This window comes from Streptomyces sp. NPDC002536, from assembly GCF_053594995.1.
This window is the reverse complement of the sequence record NZ_JBSFWU010000001.1, coordinates 20170-35585: the sequence shown is the minus strand read 5'-3', so window position 1 is coordinate 35585 and position 15416 is coordinate 20170. Positions and strand designations below refer to the sequence as shown.

The window sequence follows — 15416 nt, the reverse complement described above, 5'->3', positions numbered from 1 at the left end:
GCACGATGAGGTCACGCGGCCGGGCAATCGGGCACCGGCCGGGCGCGCAGAGGCTGCGCAGGGGTACGGGGGGCGGTTCGCATGAACGAGACGTTGGTGACGGTCGTGGGCAACGTGGCCACGCCGCCGGACTTCCGGGAGACGGCCGGCGGGGCGTCCGTCTCGCGCTTCCGGCTCGCGGCGACGGTGCGGCGCTGGGACCGGGGGCGGGAGGAGTGGGCGGACGCCTACACCAGCTTCTACACGGTCTGGGCGTGGCGGGCGCTGGCGGGAAACGTGGTGGGGTCGCTTTCGGTGGGGGAACCGGTCGTCGTCCACGGCAAGTTGAAGATCCAGGAGCAGGAGCGCGACGGAAAACGGTGGCTGTCCGCCGACATTGACGCAGTGTCCGTCGGGCACGATCTCGCGCGGGGCACGTCGGCGTTCCGCCGGGTGTCGCAAGCGAGACCGCTGCCGCTCGAGCCGGTGCGGATGGCAGGGATGCCGGTGACGGCAGGGGAGGTCATCGCCGCCGGAGGGGTCGGCGAGGCGGCCCGGGCGGTCGGGGTGTCTTCGTAGGGCCGCGCAGGCCGGGTTCGCGGGGTCGGGACAACAACCCCCGAAAATGGGGGATTTGTCCGGTTGATTTATCGATAAGGCCAGGTCAGGAGCGGCGCCGCCGGTAACGATTCCGATTCGGATCCGGGATCCGGGCGGCTGAGTGGAACCAGGCCTTCTCCCCGCTCTTTAGGATCTCCGTCCGTAGCAACGGGGGCCACTGCGTATTCAGTTGCCCGGTGGGGCGCACGCCCGGAGGAGTGCGGCGAGCTGCGCCTGCCCGAAAGGAAACCATGAACTCTGTCACGAGGCGGGGCGCAGCACGCCTTGCCGCGGCAGTCCTGGCATCCGGACTTGCCGTCGTGGGGGCCATAGCCGCCGCGGGTCCGGCCGCGGCGGTCAGGGTGCCGCAGAACCAGGGGGGCGTCAGTGCGGCACTCGGCGCCATCACGGCCGGCGGCCGGGCCGTCGTGCACGACCGGCGCAAGACCGGCGAGGTGGCCGCGGGGCTCTTCGAGATGAAGGTCGACGGCGGCGGTGCGCTGCAGACGTACTGCATCGACATCCTGACCAACACCGTGGACGGCGCGAAGTACCGGGAAGCCGGCTGGAGCCAGTCGTCCCTGCACGACAACAAGGACGCCGGGAAGATCCGCTGGATCCTCCAGCACTCCTACCCCCAGGTCAACGACCTGGCCGCGCTCGCCAAGGACTCCGGTGCGGGCACGCTCGACGCGAACACCGCCGCCGCGGGCACCCAGGTCGCCATCTGGCGGTACTCGGACCACGTCAGCGTGGACGCGCAGAACCCCGAGGCGCAGAAGCTCGCCGACTGGCTCTACAAGAGCGCGCAGGACGTCGAGGAGCCCAAGGCCTCGCTGACCCTCGCCCCCTCGGCGGTCTCCGGCAAGTCCGGGCAGCGCCTCGGCCCCGTCACGGTCCGCACCGATGCGGCCAGCGTCACCGTGGCCCCCTCCGGGGACGCCGCGGCCAAGGGCGTGAAGATCGTCGGCAAGGACGGCAAGCCGGTCACCACGACGGCCGACGGCGGCGAGCTGTACTTCGCCGTCCCGGCCGGCGCCCCGGACGGCTCCACCTCGCTCAAGGTCACCGCCGCGACCAAGGTCCCGGTCGGCCGGGCCTTCATCGGCGATCACATCAAGACCCAGGCCCTGATCCTGGCCGGCTCCAGCGAGAGCACCGTCTCCGCCGGCGCCACCGCGACCTGGGCGAAGAAGGGCGCCGCCCCGGCCGTGGCGGCCAGGAAGGACTGCACCAAGGACGGGGTGGAGATCACCGTCGACAACAAGGGCGACGAGGCCTTCCCCTTCGAACTGGCGGGCAGACGGCACACGGTCCGGCCCGGCGGATCCGAGACGGTCGTCGTGAAGGCCGGGGAGGACAAGGCCTACCGGGTCGCGGTCACCGGTGCGAACGGGTACTCCCGGACGTTCTCCGGGATATTGGACTGCCAGACCGCGGAGAGCGGCTCCACCGGCTCCATGGGAGGCGCCCCCTCGGCCCGGCCGAGCACCGGTCCGTCCCCGGTCGCCGACGGTGACCTCGCGACCACCGGCGGCAGCGGTTCGACCCCCGTCGTGGCGGGGCTGGCCGTGGTGCTGATCGTGGCCGGCGGCGGTGCGGTCTACGCCCTTCGCAGGCGGGAGGCGGCCGGCGGCCGGTGAGGTGTGCGGTCCGCGGGTGCCGTGCCACGGCATTCGTGCAGGCGGTGGCCGGGTTCGCCCGGTCACCGTCCCGGCCGGGCCGTTAACGCGTTTCCGCCCGAGGGTGCCGGTACGGCAAGATGGGTGTGTCTGCCCTCATGCGGCGGCGCCGCACATTGGCCCTTCTCGATTGCCGGACGGTTTCTCTTGGCTGAGTACATCTACACCATGCGCAAGACGCGCAAGGCGCACGGCGACAAGGTCATCCTCGATGACGTGACGCTGAGCTTCCTGCCCGGTGCGAAGATCGGTGTGGTCGGCCCCAACGGCGCCGGTAAGTCCACCGTCCTCAAGATCATGGCCGGGCTGGAGCAGCCGTCCAACGGCGACGCCTTCCTCTCCCCGGGCTACAGCGTCGGCATCCTGATGCAGGAGCCGGAGCTCGACGAGAGCAAGACCGTCCTGCAGAACGTCCAGGACGGCGTCGCCGGCATCAAGGGCAAGCTCGACCGGTTCAACGAGATCGCCGAGCTGATGGCGACCGACTACTCGGACGCGCTGCTCGACGAGATGGGCAAGCTCCAGGAGGATCTGGACCACGCCAACGCCTGGGACCTGGACGCCCAGCTCGAGCAGGCCATGGACGCCCTGGACTGCCCGCCCGGCGACTGGCCGGTCACCAACCTCTCCGGTGGTGAGAAGCGCCGTGTGGCCCTGTGCCGTCTGCTGCTCGAGGCCCCCGATCTGCTGCTCCTCGACGAGCCCACCAACCACCTCGACGCCGAGTCGGTGAACTGGCTGGAGCAGCACCTGGCCAAGTACGCGGGCACCGTCGTGGCGATCACCCACGACCGGTACTTCCTGGACAACGTGGCCGAGTGGATCCTGGAGCTCGACCGCGGCCGCGCGATCCCCTACGAGGGCAACTACTCCACCTACCTGGAGAACAAGGCCTCGCGTCTGAAGGTCGAGGGCCAGAAGGACGCCAAGCGCCAGAAGCGCCTCAAGGAAGAGCTGGAGTGGGTCCGCTCCAACGCCAAGGGCCGCCAGGCCAAGTCCAAGGCGCGACTGGCCCGTTACGAGGAGATGGCCGCCGAGGCCGAGAAGATGCGGAAGCTGGACTTCGAGGAGATCCAGATCCCGCCGGGCCCGCGTCTGGGCAGCATCGTCGTCGAGGTCAACAACCTCTCCAAGGCCTTCGGCGAGAAGGTCCTCATCGACGACCTGTCGTTCACCCTGCCGCGCAACGGCATCGTGGGTGTCATCGGCCCGAACGGCGCCGGCAAGACCACCCTGTTCAAGATGATCCAGGGTCTGGAGACCCCGGACTCCGGCGACATCAAGGTCGGCGAGACCGTCAAGATCTCGTACGTCGACCAGGGCCGCGCCAACATCGACCCCAAGAAGACGCTGTGGGCCGTCGTCTCCGACGAGCTGGACTACATCAACGTCGGCCAGGTCGAGATGCCGTCCCGCGCCTACGTCTCCGCGTTCGGCTTCAAGGGCCCGGATCAGCAGAAGCCGGCCGGCATCCTCTCCGGCGGTGAGCGCAACCGCCTGAACCTGGCGCTCACCCTCAAGCAGGGCGGCAACCTGCTCCTCCTCGACGAGCCGACCAACGACCTCGACGTCGAGACCCTCTCCTCGCTGGAGAACGCCCTGCTGGACTTCCCGGGCTGCGCCGTGGTCGTCTCCCACGACCGCTGGTTCCTCGACCGGGTGGCCACGCACATCCTGGCGTACGAGGGCAACTCGAAGTGGTTCTGGTTCGAGGGCAACTTCGAGTCCTACGAGAAGAACAAGATCGAGCGGCTCGGTCCGGACGCCGCCCGTCCGCACCGCGCCACGTACAAGAAGCTGACCCGGGGCTGATGACGCAGTCGCTGCGCTTCGCCGACGCCGGGGAGGCGGCCGATCTGGCCGCCTTCCTGGCCCGGCTGATCCACTACGACCGGGCCGCCGCCGTCCGGCTGCAGGCCGGGGGCGGGGTGCTGGGCGTCTTCGGACGGCCGCCGTCCTTCGAGGTGCTCGCGATCCGCACGGCCCGGCTGGCCGAGGAGGCCGTGCTGGACGTGACGGTCTCGGCGGGGCAGCTCGCCGATGCGCTGGACGCGGCCGGGGCGCAGGGCACGCCCGTCGTCGTGCCGGAGGCCGTCACCGGGCCGCCGTGGGCGGGGGTGCTGCCCCCGCGCGGCGGCTGGCAGCGGGTGCCGGGCCTGCCGGACGCACAGGCGATACACGGCGCACTGAGCGCCGCCGTCGCCGAGTTCCGCGCGCGCGACCGGGCGCTGCCGGAGGAGCGGCGGACGCGCGGCGAGCGTGATCGTATCGGCCGCCAGATCTGGTCCCGCACGCTCGGGGACACCGGGCTGCCGCTGCGTGCCGTGCACGCGGCGCAGGCGCTGGGCTTCCTGCGGCCTGCGGCCCGTCAGCAGCAGATGGCCGTCGCCGCCTCCCGGTCCGCCGGGGCGGCGGCCGCGGTGCTGCCGCCGGCCGGGGAACCGTTCGCGCTGCTCGCGGCAAGCGGCTGGCTGCGGCTGCGCACCCCGTACGGCTCGGTGGCCGTGCGCACGGGCGGGCTCGCGGGCCTGACGGTCACCCCTACACACCACTGAGCCGTCGCCGGCCCGCCAAGTGCCGTGCTCAGTCGGCCGAGTTGATCATCGTGGCGGCGGCGTAGGTCAGGTAGTTCCACAGCTGCGTCTCGTGCTCGGGCGCCAGCCCCAGCCCGTCGACCGCGTCGCGCATGTGACGCAGCCAGGCGTCGTGGGCGGCGCGGTCCACCGTGAAGGGCGCGTGGCGCATGCGCAGCCGCGGGTGGCCCCGGTTCTCGCTGTAGGTGCGGGGGCCGCCCCAGTACTGGATGAGGAAGAGCACCAGGCGCTCCTCGGCGGGGCCCAGGTCCTCCTCGGGGTACATCGGCCGCAGCAGCGGGTCCTCCGCGACCCCCTCGTAGAACCGGCGGACCAGGCGTCGGAAGGTCTCCTCGCCGCCGACCTGCTCGAAAAAGGTCTGCTCCTGAAGCGTGCCGCGCGGAATCTCATTCACCCTTCCATGGTCTCAGACGCCGCACGACCCGCACCGACCCGTCGGACAGGCCCTAGCCCCGCCGCACCGTGATCGTCGTCCAGGCCCCCACGTGCACCCGGTCCCCGTCCTGCAGCGGTACCGGGACGTACGGCTGGATCGGGTCCTCCGAGCCGTTGATCGTGGTGCCGTTGGTGGAGTCCTGGTCGACCACCGCCCAGGTGCCGTCCGGCTGCTGGACGAACATGGCGTGCTGGTGCGAGACGCCCGGGTCCTCCGGGGGCACCGACAGGTCGATGTCCGGGGACTCGCCCGTGCTGTGCCGGCGGCGGCCCACGGTGACCTGGTGGCCGGTGAGGGCGAGCTGCTGTTCGGGCGAGTAGACGGGCAGGTTCAGGCTCGCCGCCTCCGGGCCGCCCTTGTTCATCATCCGCAGGAAGTACTCACGGTCCGGCGCGATGACGGCCACCCAGCCGACGGGCTGTGCGGGCTGTGCCGGCCGCTGCGGGGCGCTCGGCGGGCAGATGACCCAGTCGTCCTCCTCGCTGTAGGGGTGCTGCGGGGCCAGCGGCTCGGACGGGCGGTTCTTCTGCGACGGGCGGGACGGCTGGTAGACCCAGTCCTGCGGCACCTGGGGGTGCGGCGAGGGCGGCGGGTCGGACTGGAACGGGTCCGACTGGAAGACGTGCGGCTGCAGCGGGCCCGGCGGGGTCGGCCCCGGAGGGTGCCCGAGGTAGTTGTGGCCGCACTCCTCGCAGTACGGCGTCTGCGGCGTCTCGCGGGGCGTGCGGCACTGCGGGCAGAGCTCCGCCTGCACCGTGGCGTCGTGCTCCGCGTTCCAGGTCTGCGGGCCGCCGGTGCCGTGCAGGGGCGGCGGAACGGCCGGTCCCGTGGCTGCCGCCTGCATCCGGTGTCCGCACACGTCGCACCAGTCCTCGGCCTGGGACTGGTGGCCTTTCTCGCAGGTCGGCATCTCGGTCGCTCCCCCTCCAGCACCTTCTGTCGCTGTACTTGCCGTGCCCGTCCGTCACTTCTTGACGCGGACAGTCCTCGTCGAACGTGTCTCCAGCGTCATCTCCGCCTCCTTGGAGACGTTCGACTTCAGCCGCACAGTACCCGTCGCGGCATCGACGACGTCCACCACCTTGGCGAGCAGTTTCGCGGTGTCCTCATGGCCCGAGCGGGCGGCCAGTTGCACGGCCCGGCCGAGCCTGGCCGTCGCGCCGTCGACGTCGCCCGCCTTGCGCAGGTCCAGCCCCTCCTGGATGGCCAGCGCCAGTTCCGCCTGGCCCGTGTAGTGCGCGACCTGGGGGTTGATGGCGGTCGACGCCGCCAGGTCGTCCGTCCACACCGCGCGTATCAGCCCCTGCGCCAGCACATGCGGTGACGCTCCGTCGGGCGTGGGCAGGACCAGCGAGACCCGGGCGGCGAGCATCTCCTGGCCGACCTCGGCGTTCGGCACCCGGATGCCCACGTGGTAGTCGCGCGACTCGTCGCCCCAGGACCCCGTGGGGTAGTCGCCCGCGCGCGGACCGGCCTCCGCGCGCTGCCCGGTGAGGTCCTCGGTGCGCGGCGCGGCCAGCTTCACGAACTGCACCTCGGCCCGCTGCGGGGTCCACAGCCGCAGCTGGACGTCGCCGACGTCCTTGCCCATCACGGCTTCCATCATCTGCGTGAAGTCCGCGGCCAGCGCCGCCGGATCGGCGATGCTGTCGGCCGTCCCCAGCAGCCCCTCGGCGATGCGCCGGACCTCCTTGGGCTCCCAGTCCGTGCCCACCCCCCGCGCATCGCAGGTGAACCGGCCCGCGCACGTATCGAGCGTCCCCTGCAGCACGTCCGGTTCCTCGTGCTCGTTGCGCCCGTCGGTCAGCAGGATCGCGTGACGTATCGAGGCGTCGGAGGTGGACAGCAGCCGGTCGGCCAGACGCAGCCAGGTGCCTATCGCGGTGCCGCCGCCCGGGGAGAGCCCGCGCAGCGCCTGCTTGGCCTGTGCCCGGGTCGCGGCGTCGGCGACGGCGAGCCGGCCGTTGCCGGGGTAGGCCTCCTTCGCCTGGTGGGTCCCGGCGACGACGGCGAAGGCCACACCGTCGCGCAGCGCGTCGATCGCGGCCGTCGTGGCCTCGCGCGCGTGGTGCATCTTGGTCGGCGGATAGTCCATCGAGCCGGAGCAGTCGACCATGACGACCACGGCCGCATCCGGCTCCCAGCCCTGTGCCGCCGTGGGGGAGGGGGACAGATGGGGGATCCGGGGTGTCTCGCCGGTCGTGCCGCCGCCGGTGGAGGTGACCGTGACGATCGCGCTGACGTCGCGGCCGCCCTCGGGCAGATAGACGTTCTGGTACACCTCCACCGAGAAACGCGGCACGCTCGGCTTGGAGAAGTTGGCCATCCGATCCGCTCCTCTTCGAAACTCCACGTGTCACGTGTGCGGCGGGAGACGGCGGACGCCGGTGCCGGGTCGTGCACCGGCGCGCGATCCCCCCGTGGACGCTCGGCCCGTCAGGCCGATCCTGCCCCGTGCGGCCGTTCCGGGAAAGGCAGTACTGCCACTGTTACGTTGTCGTGGCCCCCGCCGTCCAGAGCGTGTGCCAGCAGACGGCGTGCGCACTCCAGCGGCCGGGTCCGGGCGTCGGCCGGGACGATGTCCGCCATCTGCTCGGCGGATTCGGCGTAGTTCCACAGTCCGTCGCTGCACACCAGCACCACGCCCGGCCGGTCCGGGTGGTACGACGCGGTGTGCGGCTCGACCTCGTACGCGTCCGCGCCGAGCCAGCCGGTGATGGCGTGGGCCCGCTCGTCCGCGTACGCCTCGGCCTCCGACATCAGCCCCGCCGCCACCATCTGCGCGGCCCACGAGTCGTCCTCGGTGAGCCGGGCGGGCTGGGTGCTGCGGTCGTCGGGCACCCAGTAGGCGCGGCTGTCCCCGACCCAGCCGATGGTCAGCAGGTCACCGGTGATGACCGCGCTGACGATCGTGCAGGCCGGTGCGTTCTCGTGGCGCAGGCGCTCGCTGTGCCCCGGGCGGCCGGGGGCGGCCAGGGCGCTGACGGCCTCGGCGGCCCGGACGATCGCCCGGTGGGTGGCCTCGCGCGGCTGCTCGCCGCGTGCCAGGTCCGTCGTCAGGGCCTCGCACGCGGTGGCCGTCGCCGCGGCCGACGCCTCGTCGGGGCGGGCCGCGGACGACACGCCGTCACTGACGACGGCGATCACGGCCGGGCCGCCGTCGGGCAGTTCCGCGGTGGCCACGGCGTATGCGTCCTCGTTGCGGTGGTGGCGCAGGCCGCGGTCGCTGACCGCCGCCGCACCTGCCGACTCGTGCTCCATGTGATCCCGTTCGCGCGGCTGTGCATGCCCGCAGTGCTCGCAGTACCCGTCTTTGTCGATCATGCCCGAACGGCAGCCCCCGCAGGGCCGCCCGGACGCGCCCGTGCCCCCCGTGCCGTGCCGTCCTTGCGCCGTCTGGGCGGGCACGGCCCCGGCGGGCGGGGCGAGGGAGCAGTCCTCGGCCCCGCGCAGGAGGACGGGCCCGGTCCGGTCCGGCGCGGGCGGCACCGCCGAGAGATCCGCGCCGCAGCGGCCGCAGAAGTTGTCGGCCGGCTCCAGCGGTTCGCGGCAGGCGGCGCACACCGTCAGCTGTGGGGGCAGTTGCGACATCGATCACACCCATGTCCTGGGGCGGTAACGGTTGGCCCGCTCCACCAGTTCGATCCGTTCCTCGCCGCGCTGGGCGAGGCGCGCCAGCACACGGTACGAGCGTTCCAGCCCGAACCGCAGCCCGCGCTCGTCCAGGCCGCTGCCGAGCAGGCCCAGCGCGCCCGGCGGGCCGCCCGGGGGCGCGCCCGGGCTGCCGGAGAGCACCCAGTCCAGCGCGGTGCCCAGCACCTCGGTGCAGAGCTGTTCGCGCCGGACCGCGTCCAGCCCGAAGCCGTCGAGCCGTTCCACCTGCCGGGCCGCCGCCTGGAGGTCCGTCAGCAGGGGGTCGGCGGCGGAGCGCTGCCGCAGCCGGGCCCGGACGGCCGCGACCCGGGCCGCCGTGCAGTGGACGGAGGCCTCGGGGACGGACTCCAGCGCCGCCACCGCGCCCGCGCGGTCCCCGCAGGCCAGGCGCACCCGCGCCAGCCCGAAGGCGGCGCTGACGAAGCCGGGGTCGGTGGCCCACACCAGACGGTAGTACTCGGCGGCGTTGTCCAGCTGGCCGAGCACCTCGGCGCACACGCCCAGGGCCAGCTTGGGCGCGGGTTCGCCGGGGAAGGCGTCGTAGACCGCGTCGAAGGAGAGCGCGGCCGTCTCGTGGTCGCCGGTGGCCAGGGCGTGCACCCCGCGGTACCAGACGACCCGCCAGTCCTCGGGGTGGTCCGCCTCCAGCGCTGCGAGCGCCTGCGAGGCGGAGTCGTCCTCGCCGAGCTCCAGCTGGGCGCGGGTCCGGCGCAGCCGCAGCTCGGGCGAGTCGGCGGGCGCCGCCTGGAGCGCCGCGTACAGCTCGGCCGGCTGCGAGGCCAGCAGGCCCGCGAGGAAGCCGGCGTTGGGGTCGTCGGCGTCGACCAGGGGCAGCGGCAGGGCGAGGGCGGTGGCCCGCGCGTCGAGCGGGGCGGTCAGTGCCGCCGGCGGCTGCGGCAGGGCGGGTGCCGTGGCCCCCGCAACGGCCCGGCGGCCGGTCACGGCGCGGGTGCCCAGCGCGGAGACGTCGTCGGTGCGCGCCTCGAACAGCCGGGTGTCCGCCACTCGCGGCTCCGGTCCGAACAGCCGCGACAGTGCGGGGCGCGGCATGCCGGTCTGCAGCGCGACGACCTCCCGCAGCACGCCCGTCAGCTGCTCCGCCATCTCCGCCGCGGACGCGAACCGGCGCTTGCGGTCCGGGTCGGTGGCGCGCACCAGCAGCCGGTAGAAGGACTCGAAGCGGGTGAAGACGTCGATGTGGGAGGGGTCGGGCAGGCTGTGCGCGAAGACCGTCGTGTAGCCCTGGAAGTCGAAGGTGAGGACGGCCAGGGTGCGGGCGACGGTGTAGAGGTCGGAGGCGACGGACGGGCCCAGTCCGGCGATCTCCGGGGCCTGGTAGCCCATCGTGCCGTAGATCGGGCTGTCCTCGTCGTCCATGCGCCGGACCGCGCCCATGTCGATCAGCTTCAACTGGTCCTGCTGCTGAATGGCGTTGTCGACCTTGAAGTCGCAGTACAGCAGGTTCCGGCTGTGCAGGTGGCCGAGAGCCTCCAGCGCCTCGATGCCGTACGCGCACGCCTGCTCGACCGGCAGCGGGTCGCGCCGGCCGTCCGGGGCCCGCCGCTCGTTGGCGATCTCCTTGAGGGACTTGCCGCCGACGTACTCCATCACGATGTAGCCGTCGAGGCTGCCGGTGCGCTGGTCCAGGTGCTCGACGAAGTTGTAGATGCGCACGATGTTGGAGTGCTCGATCTGCGCGAGGAAGCCCCGCTCGGAGAGGGCGGCCTGCAGCGCGTCCTCGTCGCCCGTGTCGAGCAGGCCCTTGAGGACCACCCAGCGGTCGTCGACGGCGTGGTCGATGGCGAGGTAGATCCAGCCCAGCCCGCCGTGCGCCAGGCAGCCCGCCACTTCGTACTGGCCGCCCACCACGTCGCCCGGGCGCAGCTTCGGCACGAACGAGTACGGGTGGCCGCAGTTGGTGCAGAAGCCCTCCGTGCGGCCCGGCCGGTCGCCGCGCGAACGCCCCACGGGCGCACCGCAGTCGCTCCGGCTGCAGAACCGCTTGCGCTCGGGCACCTCCGGGTCGGCGAGCACCGCGGCCCGCGGGTCCGGGCGCGGCACGCCCGGCATGGTGACCAGGCCCGCGCCCAGCTTGTTGCGGGTGGGGGCGGCCATGGTGGACGGTCCGCTGCTCACCGAGACCGAACGGGTCGCGACGCCCGGCGTGTGGCCCGTCACGGTCCTCGACAGCCGGCCGGGGACCGAGCGGCGCGAGGACGCGGACCCCGACGAGTGGGACGAGGACCCGGAGCCCCCCGAACCGGAGCCCCCCGAACCGGAGCCCCCCGAACCGGAGCCCCCCGAACCGGAGCCGCTCGAACCCGAGCCCTGTGCACCGGATCCGCCCGAGGAGCCGGACCCCTCCCGGGCCGCGCGCCCCGCGCTCGTGAGGCCCGTCGGCGGCGAGCCGATCATCCCGCTGGGCGAGACGACCGGCGCGAGCCCGCACTGGTCGCAGTACAACTCGCCGTCGCCGACGTCCTCGTAGCGCCCGTCGCAGCCGGGCCGTTGGCAGTCGCGCGCCGGGACCGTCCCCTGCGCCACCCCGCACACGGTGCAGTACGCCGTGCCGTCGAGCTCCTCGTAGGAGCCGTCGCAGCCCGCCTGTTCGCACGTGCCGCTCATGATTCCCCCCTGACGTCGGCGGGCGGGGCCAGGGCCTCCGCCACCGCCTGCTGATAGCGCAGCACGGCCCCCTCCGCGGCCACCAGATCACACGGCGCGCTCCACAGCATCCGGCGCGCCGCGTCGTACCGCTCGCCGAGGAAAGGGTCCTCCGCGAGGCCGTGCCGGGCGGCCTTCGCCTTGTACGCGTCCAGCCTGCCGCGCAGTTCGGCCCGTACCGCCAGTGGCGCCGTCACCGCCGTGAGCGACTCGCGGGCGCGCAGCAGCTCCTCCTCCGCGCGCTGCTCCAGGCCGTCCAGCAGCGGCGAGAGCCGGTGCCAGCGGGCGCATCTGCGGTGCTCGGCGGCGGCGCTCAGCTGCTCGTAGAGCACGGTCGGCGGGCCGGACACGGCCGGCACCACGGACGCGGCGATCTTCGACAGGACCTCGGCCCGCGCCTGCCGGGCCTCGACGAGCGTCCGGTCGGCCCGCGAGAGCACGTCCCGCACGCGCATCAGCCGCTGTTCGGCGTCCTGCCGCACGTCCAGCACCGCCTCGACCTCCCGCCGCACGTCCTCCAGGGCGCGGGCGGCGCGGTCGTAGCGCCGGGTGTCCGGGCGGCCGCCGCCCGGGGCGGAGCTGGGCGAGGAGCCGGTCCAGAAGGCCAGCGGATCCGATATCACCTCGGACCGCAGGGCGGCCAGCTCCCGGGTGATGTCCTCCAGGTCGTCGCCCGACGGGTGTTCGCCCGGCCGCACGCCGATCGAGTGGGCCAGCGAGCGGGTGCGCTGCAGCTCGGCGGCCAGCAGGTCGATGCGGGCGGGCAGCGCGGACCAGACGGCGTCGGCGGTGACGACCACGTCCAGCGCCTGCGCGTACCAGCCGTTCATCCGGTCCACCAGCTCCTGCAGGGTCAGCTGTTCGCTGAGCCTGGCGGTGCCCGCGTCCGGGGCGGCGGGCAGGGTGACGGCCGTGCCGCGCAGCAGGTCGGTGAGCTCGGACAGTTCGCCCTGGGTGGGCCAGCGGCGGCGGCCGCGCAGTTCGCGGGCCGCCTCCAGGGCGTCGGTGTAGGCGTCGAAGTACGTCCACAGCCGGGCGATGAGCTGCTCGGCGAGCTCCCATCTGCTGCGGGTGGTGCCGCTCAGTTCCGCCCCCTCCAGCAGGCGGCGGCCCGCGTGGTCCTGGAGGGCGAGCAACGAGGACTCGACCGCCTCGTGCTCCGCGCCGAGCCGCGCCAGCGCCCGGTCGGCCTCCTCGCGGCTCAAGGCCGGCCCGGTGGGCCCCGCGACCGCCATCGATCCCCTCTCCTGTCGTCGGCCCGGCAGCGCCGGTGCTGCCGTCCTGTCAGTCCCTGTACTTCGGCTCCGGGGGAGCAGTGATCCCCTTCAGGTCGGCGGCCAGCCACTTGCGGTACGCCTGCATCCAGGGGCTGTCGCCGCCGCCGCGCCGGAACTCCTCCAGTACTGCGTTGACCCGGCGTACCAGGTCTTCGTCCTTGAGATTCATCGCCACGCCGTACGACTCGGTGGTGAACGGTTTGCCGACGAGTCCCACGGACGGGTCCTGGGCTGCCTGTCCGGCGGCCAGGGCGCCGTCGGTGAGCACCGCGTCCGCCTGCCCGAGCTGCAGCCGTACCAGGCAGTCGAGCTGGTTGGGCACGGTCAGCACGGAGGCGGCGTGCGGGTTCTTCTTCAGCTCTGTCTCCGCGGTCGATCCCTTCGCTGCGCACACCCTCCTGCCGGCCAGGGAGCCGTCGAACCCGCTGATCGGCGAGTTCTTGGGCTTCAGCAGCTGCTGGCCCGTCCCGAAGTAGGCGGTGGAGAAGGCGACTTGCCCGGCCCGTTCGCAATTGATGGTCATGGTACGCGCAATGATGTCCACCTTGCCCTGTTGCAGCGCGGGGATGCGCTGACTGGTGGTGACCGCAATGAAGATGACCTTGTCGGGGTCGCCCAGCAGGTCCTTGGCGATGGCGTGCACCAGATCGATGTCGAAGCCGCTGAGCTCGCCGGTCGCGGGGTCGCGGTAGCCCCAGTGGTAGCTGTTCTGGTCGACTCCCGCGATCAGGCGGCCGCGGGACTTGATGCGCTGCACGGCCGGGCCGTCCACGGTGGACGGCCGCAGGCTCGCCTCCGGGTCGGTGCACTGTGCGGCGCCGGCCGACGGCGCGGCCGCGGCCACCGGCTGCGTACGGTCCTCGTGCTGCGGCGCTCTGCCGGAACGGTCCGGCAGCTGGACGGCCACCGCCGCCGCCACCGCGCACGCGGCCGCCGTGGCGGCGGCCAGCGCCGCCCTCCTCCGTGCGTGGGTCCTCACGCCCCGCCTCCCCCCTGTCACCGGTATTCCGACAGCCTGCGGCCGATGCCGAGCACCGCGCCCGCCGCGGCCAGCAGGGCCAGGACCGCCGCCCCGGCCGTCAGCCCGGTCAGTGCCCCGCGCCCGTTGTCGGCGGAGTGCCGGAACTGCGCCTGCTCGTGCGACAGAGCCTGCTGCAACTCGCTGTCCACCCGGTCGAAGGACTCGCCCGTACTGTCCTTCCCGCCGTTCACCATCCGCAGTGCTCCCTTGTAGTCCCCGCTGACGTCGGCGGTGCGTGCGGCACTGTGCTGCCGGAGCCACTGCCCCACGTCCGTCACGGCCTTGGCCACCGGGTCACGCCCTGCTGCACCGTCCGCGAGCGCTCCGGCCCGGTCCATCAGGGTGCCGGGGGCCGGAGCGGCCCGGCCGGCGTCGCCGCTGCCGTTGCCGAAGAGCTTCTTCATGTCCTTCTGGAAGCTCGCCTCGTACAGGTCGTCCCCGGTTGCCGGATCGAGCACCGAACCCCGGGACACCAGGGTGAGGTTCTCGTCGCCGCGGGCCTGGAGCGAGCTGATCCGGGCCTCGTTGAGGACCTGCAGGGACTGCGCGCCGTGCCGGTCGGAGTCGTCCAGCTCCGCGCGGGCCACCGTGTGCCCGGCGACGAGCCACAGCAGCACCACCGCGGTGGCCGCCGTCGCGGCCAGCAGTCCGTGATTGAAGACGCGATTCGTACGCAGGTAGTTGCGCCGCTGCGCCCAGCCGAGCGCGCCGAGGGTGACGGCGCCGGCGGCCAGCGCGGCCCAGGGCCAGGCCTTGGCGTCCCGGTAGTCGGAACCGAGCCGTCCGGTTTCCGCCTCGTAGAGGGCGCTGGCGGCGGGCAGCAGTTCGCCGCGCATCCGCTCGCTCGCATAGCGCAGGTACGCGCCGCCGAGCGGCAGGCCCTGGCGGTTGTTCGCGCGGGCGGTGTCCACCAGGCCGGTGTAGACGGGCAGTTGCTTGTTGAGCGTGGCGATCTGACGGCGTTCAGTATCCGAACCGCTCGTGTTCGCCGCGGCCTTGACCAGCAGCTCGGACGCCAGGGCGATGTCCTGGTCGTAGCGGTCGCGTGCGGCCTTCGGTTCCTGGCCGCCGGCCAGGAAGCCGGAGGCGGCCGTGGTGTCGGCGTCGGCGAGCGAGCGGTAGATGCTCGCCGCGTCGGCGCTGAGCGGCTGGCTGTGCGTGACGACCGCGTCGGCCGCCGAGGCCCGGTCGTTGACCTGCCAGGCGGTGACGCCGCCGAAGACGGCGAGGACGGCCGCGAGCGCGGCACCGATGATGCGCAGGCGGCCCGGCTCGGTCGTCGCAGCGGCGCGCAGGCGGGTGGCGCCTTCGCGCCAGGCCGTCTGCTGTGGTTGTGACACGAGACCTCCCCCTTGGTCGCTGGCGCCAAGTATGACCGGAGAGGGCCTGCGCGCCCACCCGCTGTCACCCCATGAACGCGGGGCCCTCGCGGGGCGTGCCCCGTCAGGGGCGCGGGGCGGTGACATATGCGGCTCCGCCGCGTGGGCGCGATCAGCCACCGACGGCTTG

12 protein-coding genes are annotated in these 15416 nt (G+C 73.0%); 4 read left to right on the top strand and 8 right to left on the bottom strand.

The window, feature by feature from the left end; all coding sequences use genetic code 11:
• Positions 1-81: 81 nt before the first annotated feature.
• From ACWD4B_RS00135 to ACWD4B_RS00120, 4 genes are all read left to right on the top strand, one after another.
• Positions 82-558 (top strand): single-stranded DNA-binding protein, encoded by a 477-nt coding sequence (locus tag ACWD4B_RS00135; RefSeq protein ID WP_451418587.1) that lies wholly within the window; start codon positions 82-84, stop codon positions 556-558.
• Positions 559-830: 272 nt separating this feature from the next.
• A complete protein-coding gene (locus ACWD4B_RS00130) occupies positions 831-2222 on the top strand; it encodes a Cys-Gln thioester bond-forming surface protein (RefSeq protein ID WP_451418586.1) in 1392 nt (463 codons plus the stop codon).
• Between the two features lie 186 nt (positions 2223-2408).
• Entirely contained in the window at positions 2409-4073 is a 1665-nt protein-coding gene (ettA, locus tag ACWD4B_RS00125) for an energy-dependent translational throttle protein EttA (RefSeq protein WP_451418585.1), read from the top strand.
• Complete coding sequence (locus tag ACWD4B_RS00120; RefSeq protein ID WP_451418584.1) at positions 4073-4816, top strand: hypothetical protein; 744 nt, start codon at positions 4073-4075, stop codon at positions 4814-4816. The genes ettA and ACWD4B_RS00120 overlap by 1 nt, the downstream gene beginning before the upstream one ends.
• A 28-nt stretch (positions 4817-4844) precedes the next feature.
• Here the strand turns inward: ACWD4B_RS00120 and ACWD4B_RS00115 are convergent, their stop codons facing one another.
• The 8 genes from ACWD4B_RS00115 to ACWD4B_RS00080 form a co-directional block, all read right to left on the bottom strand.
• Positions 4845-5249, bottom strand: coding sequence for a globin (locus ACWD4B_RS00115; protein WP_336413388.1), 405 nt, complete (start codon positions 5247-5249; stop codon positions 4845-4847).
• A gap of 52 nt (positions 5250-5301) precedes the next feature.
• Positions 5302-6201, bottom strand: a complete 900-nt coding sequence (locus tag ACWD4B_RS00110) for an FHA domain-containing protein (protein ID WP_451418583.1) — start codon at positions 6199-6201, stop codon at positions 5302-5304.
• 54 nt (positions 6202-6255) lie between these two features.
• Positions 6256-7617: a vWA domain-containing protein gene (locus ACWD4B_RS00105; protein ID WP_451418582.1), complete on the bottom strand. Its 1362-nt coding sequence runs from the start codon at positions 7615-7617 to the stop codon at positions 6256-6258.
• Positions 7618-7727: 110 nt separating this feature from the next.
• Complete coding sequence (locus ACWD4B_RS00100; RefSeq protein ID WP_451418581.1) at positions 7728-8882, bottom strand: PP2C family protein-serine/threonine phosphatase; 1155 nt, start codon at positions 8880-8882, stop codon at positions 7728-7730.
• A gap of 3 nt (positions 8883-8885) precedes the next feature.
• On the bottom strand, positions 8886-11570 hold the full coding sequence (locus ACWD4B_RS00095; RefSeq protein WP_451418580.1) for a tetratricopeptide repeat protein: 2685 nt from the start codon (positions 11568-11570) through the stop codon (positions 8886-8888).
• A complete protein-coding gene (locus ACWD4B_RS00090; protein ID WP_451418579.1) occupies positions 11567-12844 on the bottom strand; it encodes a hypothetical protein in 1278 nt (425 codons plus the stop codon). The genes ACWD4B_RS00095 and ACWD4B_RS00090 overlap by 4 nt, the downstream gene beginning before the upstream one ends.
• Positions 12845-12893: 49 nt before the next feature.
• The gene (locus ACWD4B_RS00085; protein ID WP_451418578.1) at positions 12894-13865 is read right to left on the bottom strand and encodes a glutamate ABC transporter substrate-binding protein; all 972 of its coding nucleotides are present in this window, start codon (positions 13863-13865) and stop codon (positions 12894-12896) included.
• A gap of 17 nt (positions 13866-13882) precedes the next feature.
• Positions 13883-15373 (bottom strand): hypothetical protein, encoded by a 1491-nt coding sequence (locus ACWD4B_RS00080; protein WP_451418577.1) that lies wholly within the window; start codon positions 15371-15373, stop codon positions 13883-13885.
• Positions 15374-15416 lie beyond the last annotated feature (43 nt).

What these genes read in the sequence shown, in the direction of transcription:
- ACWD4B_RS00135 (WP_451418587.1), top strand. Translation starts at nt 82, where the DNA reads ATGAACGAGACGTTGGTGACGGTCGTGGGCAACGTGGCCACGCCGCCG.
- ACWD4B_RS00130 (WP_451418586.1), top strand. Translation starts at nt 831, where the DNA reads ATGAACTCTGTCACGAGGCGGGGCGCAGCACGCCTTGCCGCGGCAGTC.
- ACWD4B_RS00120 (WP_451418584.1), top strand. Translation starts at nt 4,073, where the DNA reads ATGACGCAGTCGCTGCGCTTCGCCGACGCCGGGGAGGCGGCCGATCTG.
- ACWD4B_RS00110 (WP_451418583.1), bottom strand. Translation starts at nt 6,201, where the DNA reads ATGCCGACCTGCGAGAAAGGCCACCAGTCCCAGGCCGAGGACTGGTGC.
- ACWD4B_RS00105 (WP_451418582.1), bottom strand. Translation starts at nt 7,617, where the DNA reads ATGGCCAACTTCTCCAAGCCGAGCGTGCCGCGTTTCTCGGTGGAGGTG.
- ACWD4B_RS00100 (WP_451418581.1), bottom strand. Translation starts at nt 8,882, where the DNA reads ATGTCGCAACTGCCCCCACAGCTGACGGTGTGCGCCGCCTGCCGCGAA.
- ACWD4B_RS00095 (WP_451418580.1), bottom strand. Translation starts at nt 11,570, where the DNA reads ATGAGCGGCACGTGCGAACAGGCGGGCTGCGACGGCTCCTACGAGGAG.
- ACWD4B_RS00090 (WP_451418579.1), bottom strand. Translation starts at nt 12,844, where the DNA reads ATGGCGGTCGCGGGGCCCACCGGGCCGGCCTTGAGCCGCGAGGAGGCC.
- ACWD4B_RS00080 (WP_451418577.1), bottom strand. Translation starts at nt 15,373, where the DNA reads ATGTCACCGCCCCGCGCCCCTGACGGGGCACGCCCCGCGAGGGCCCCG.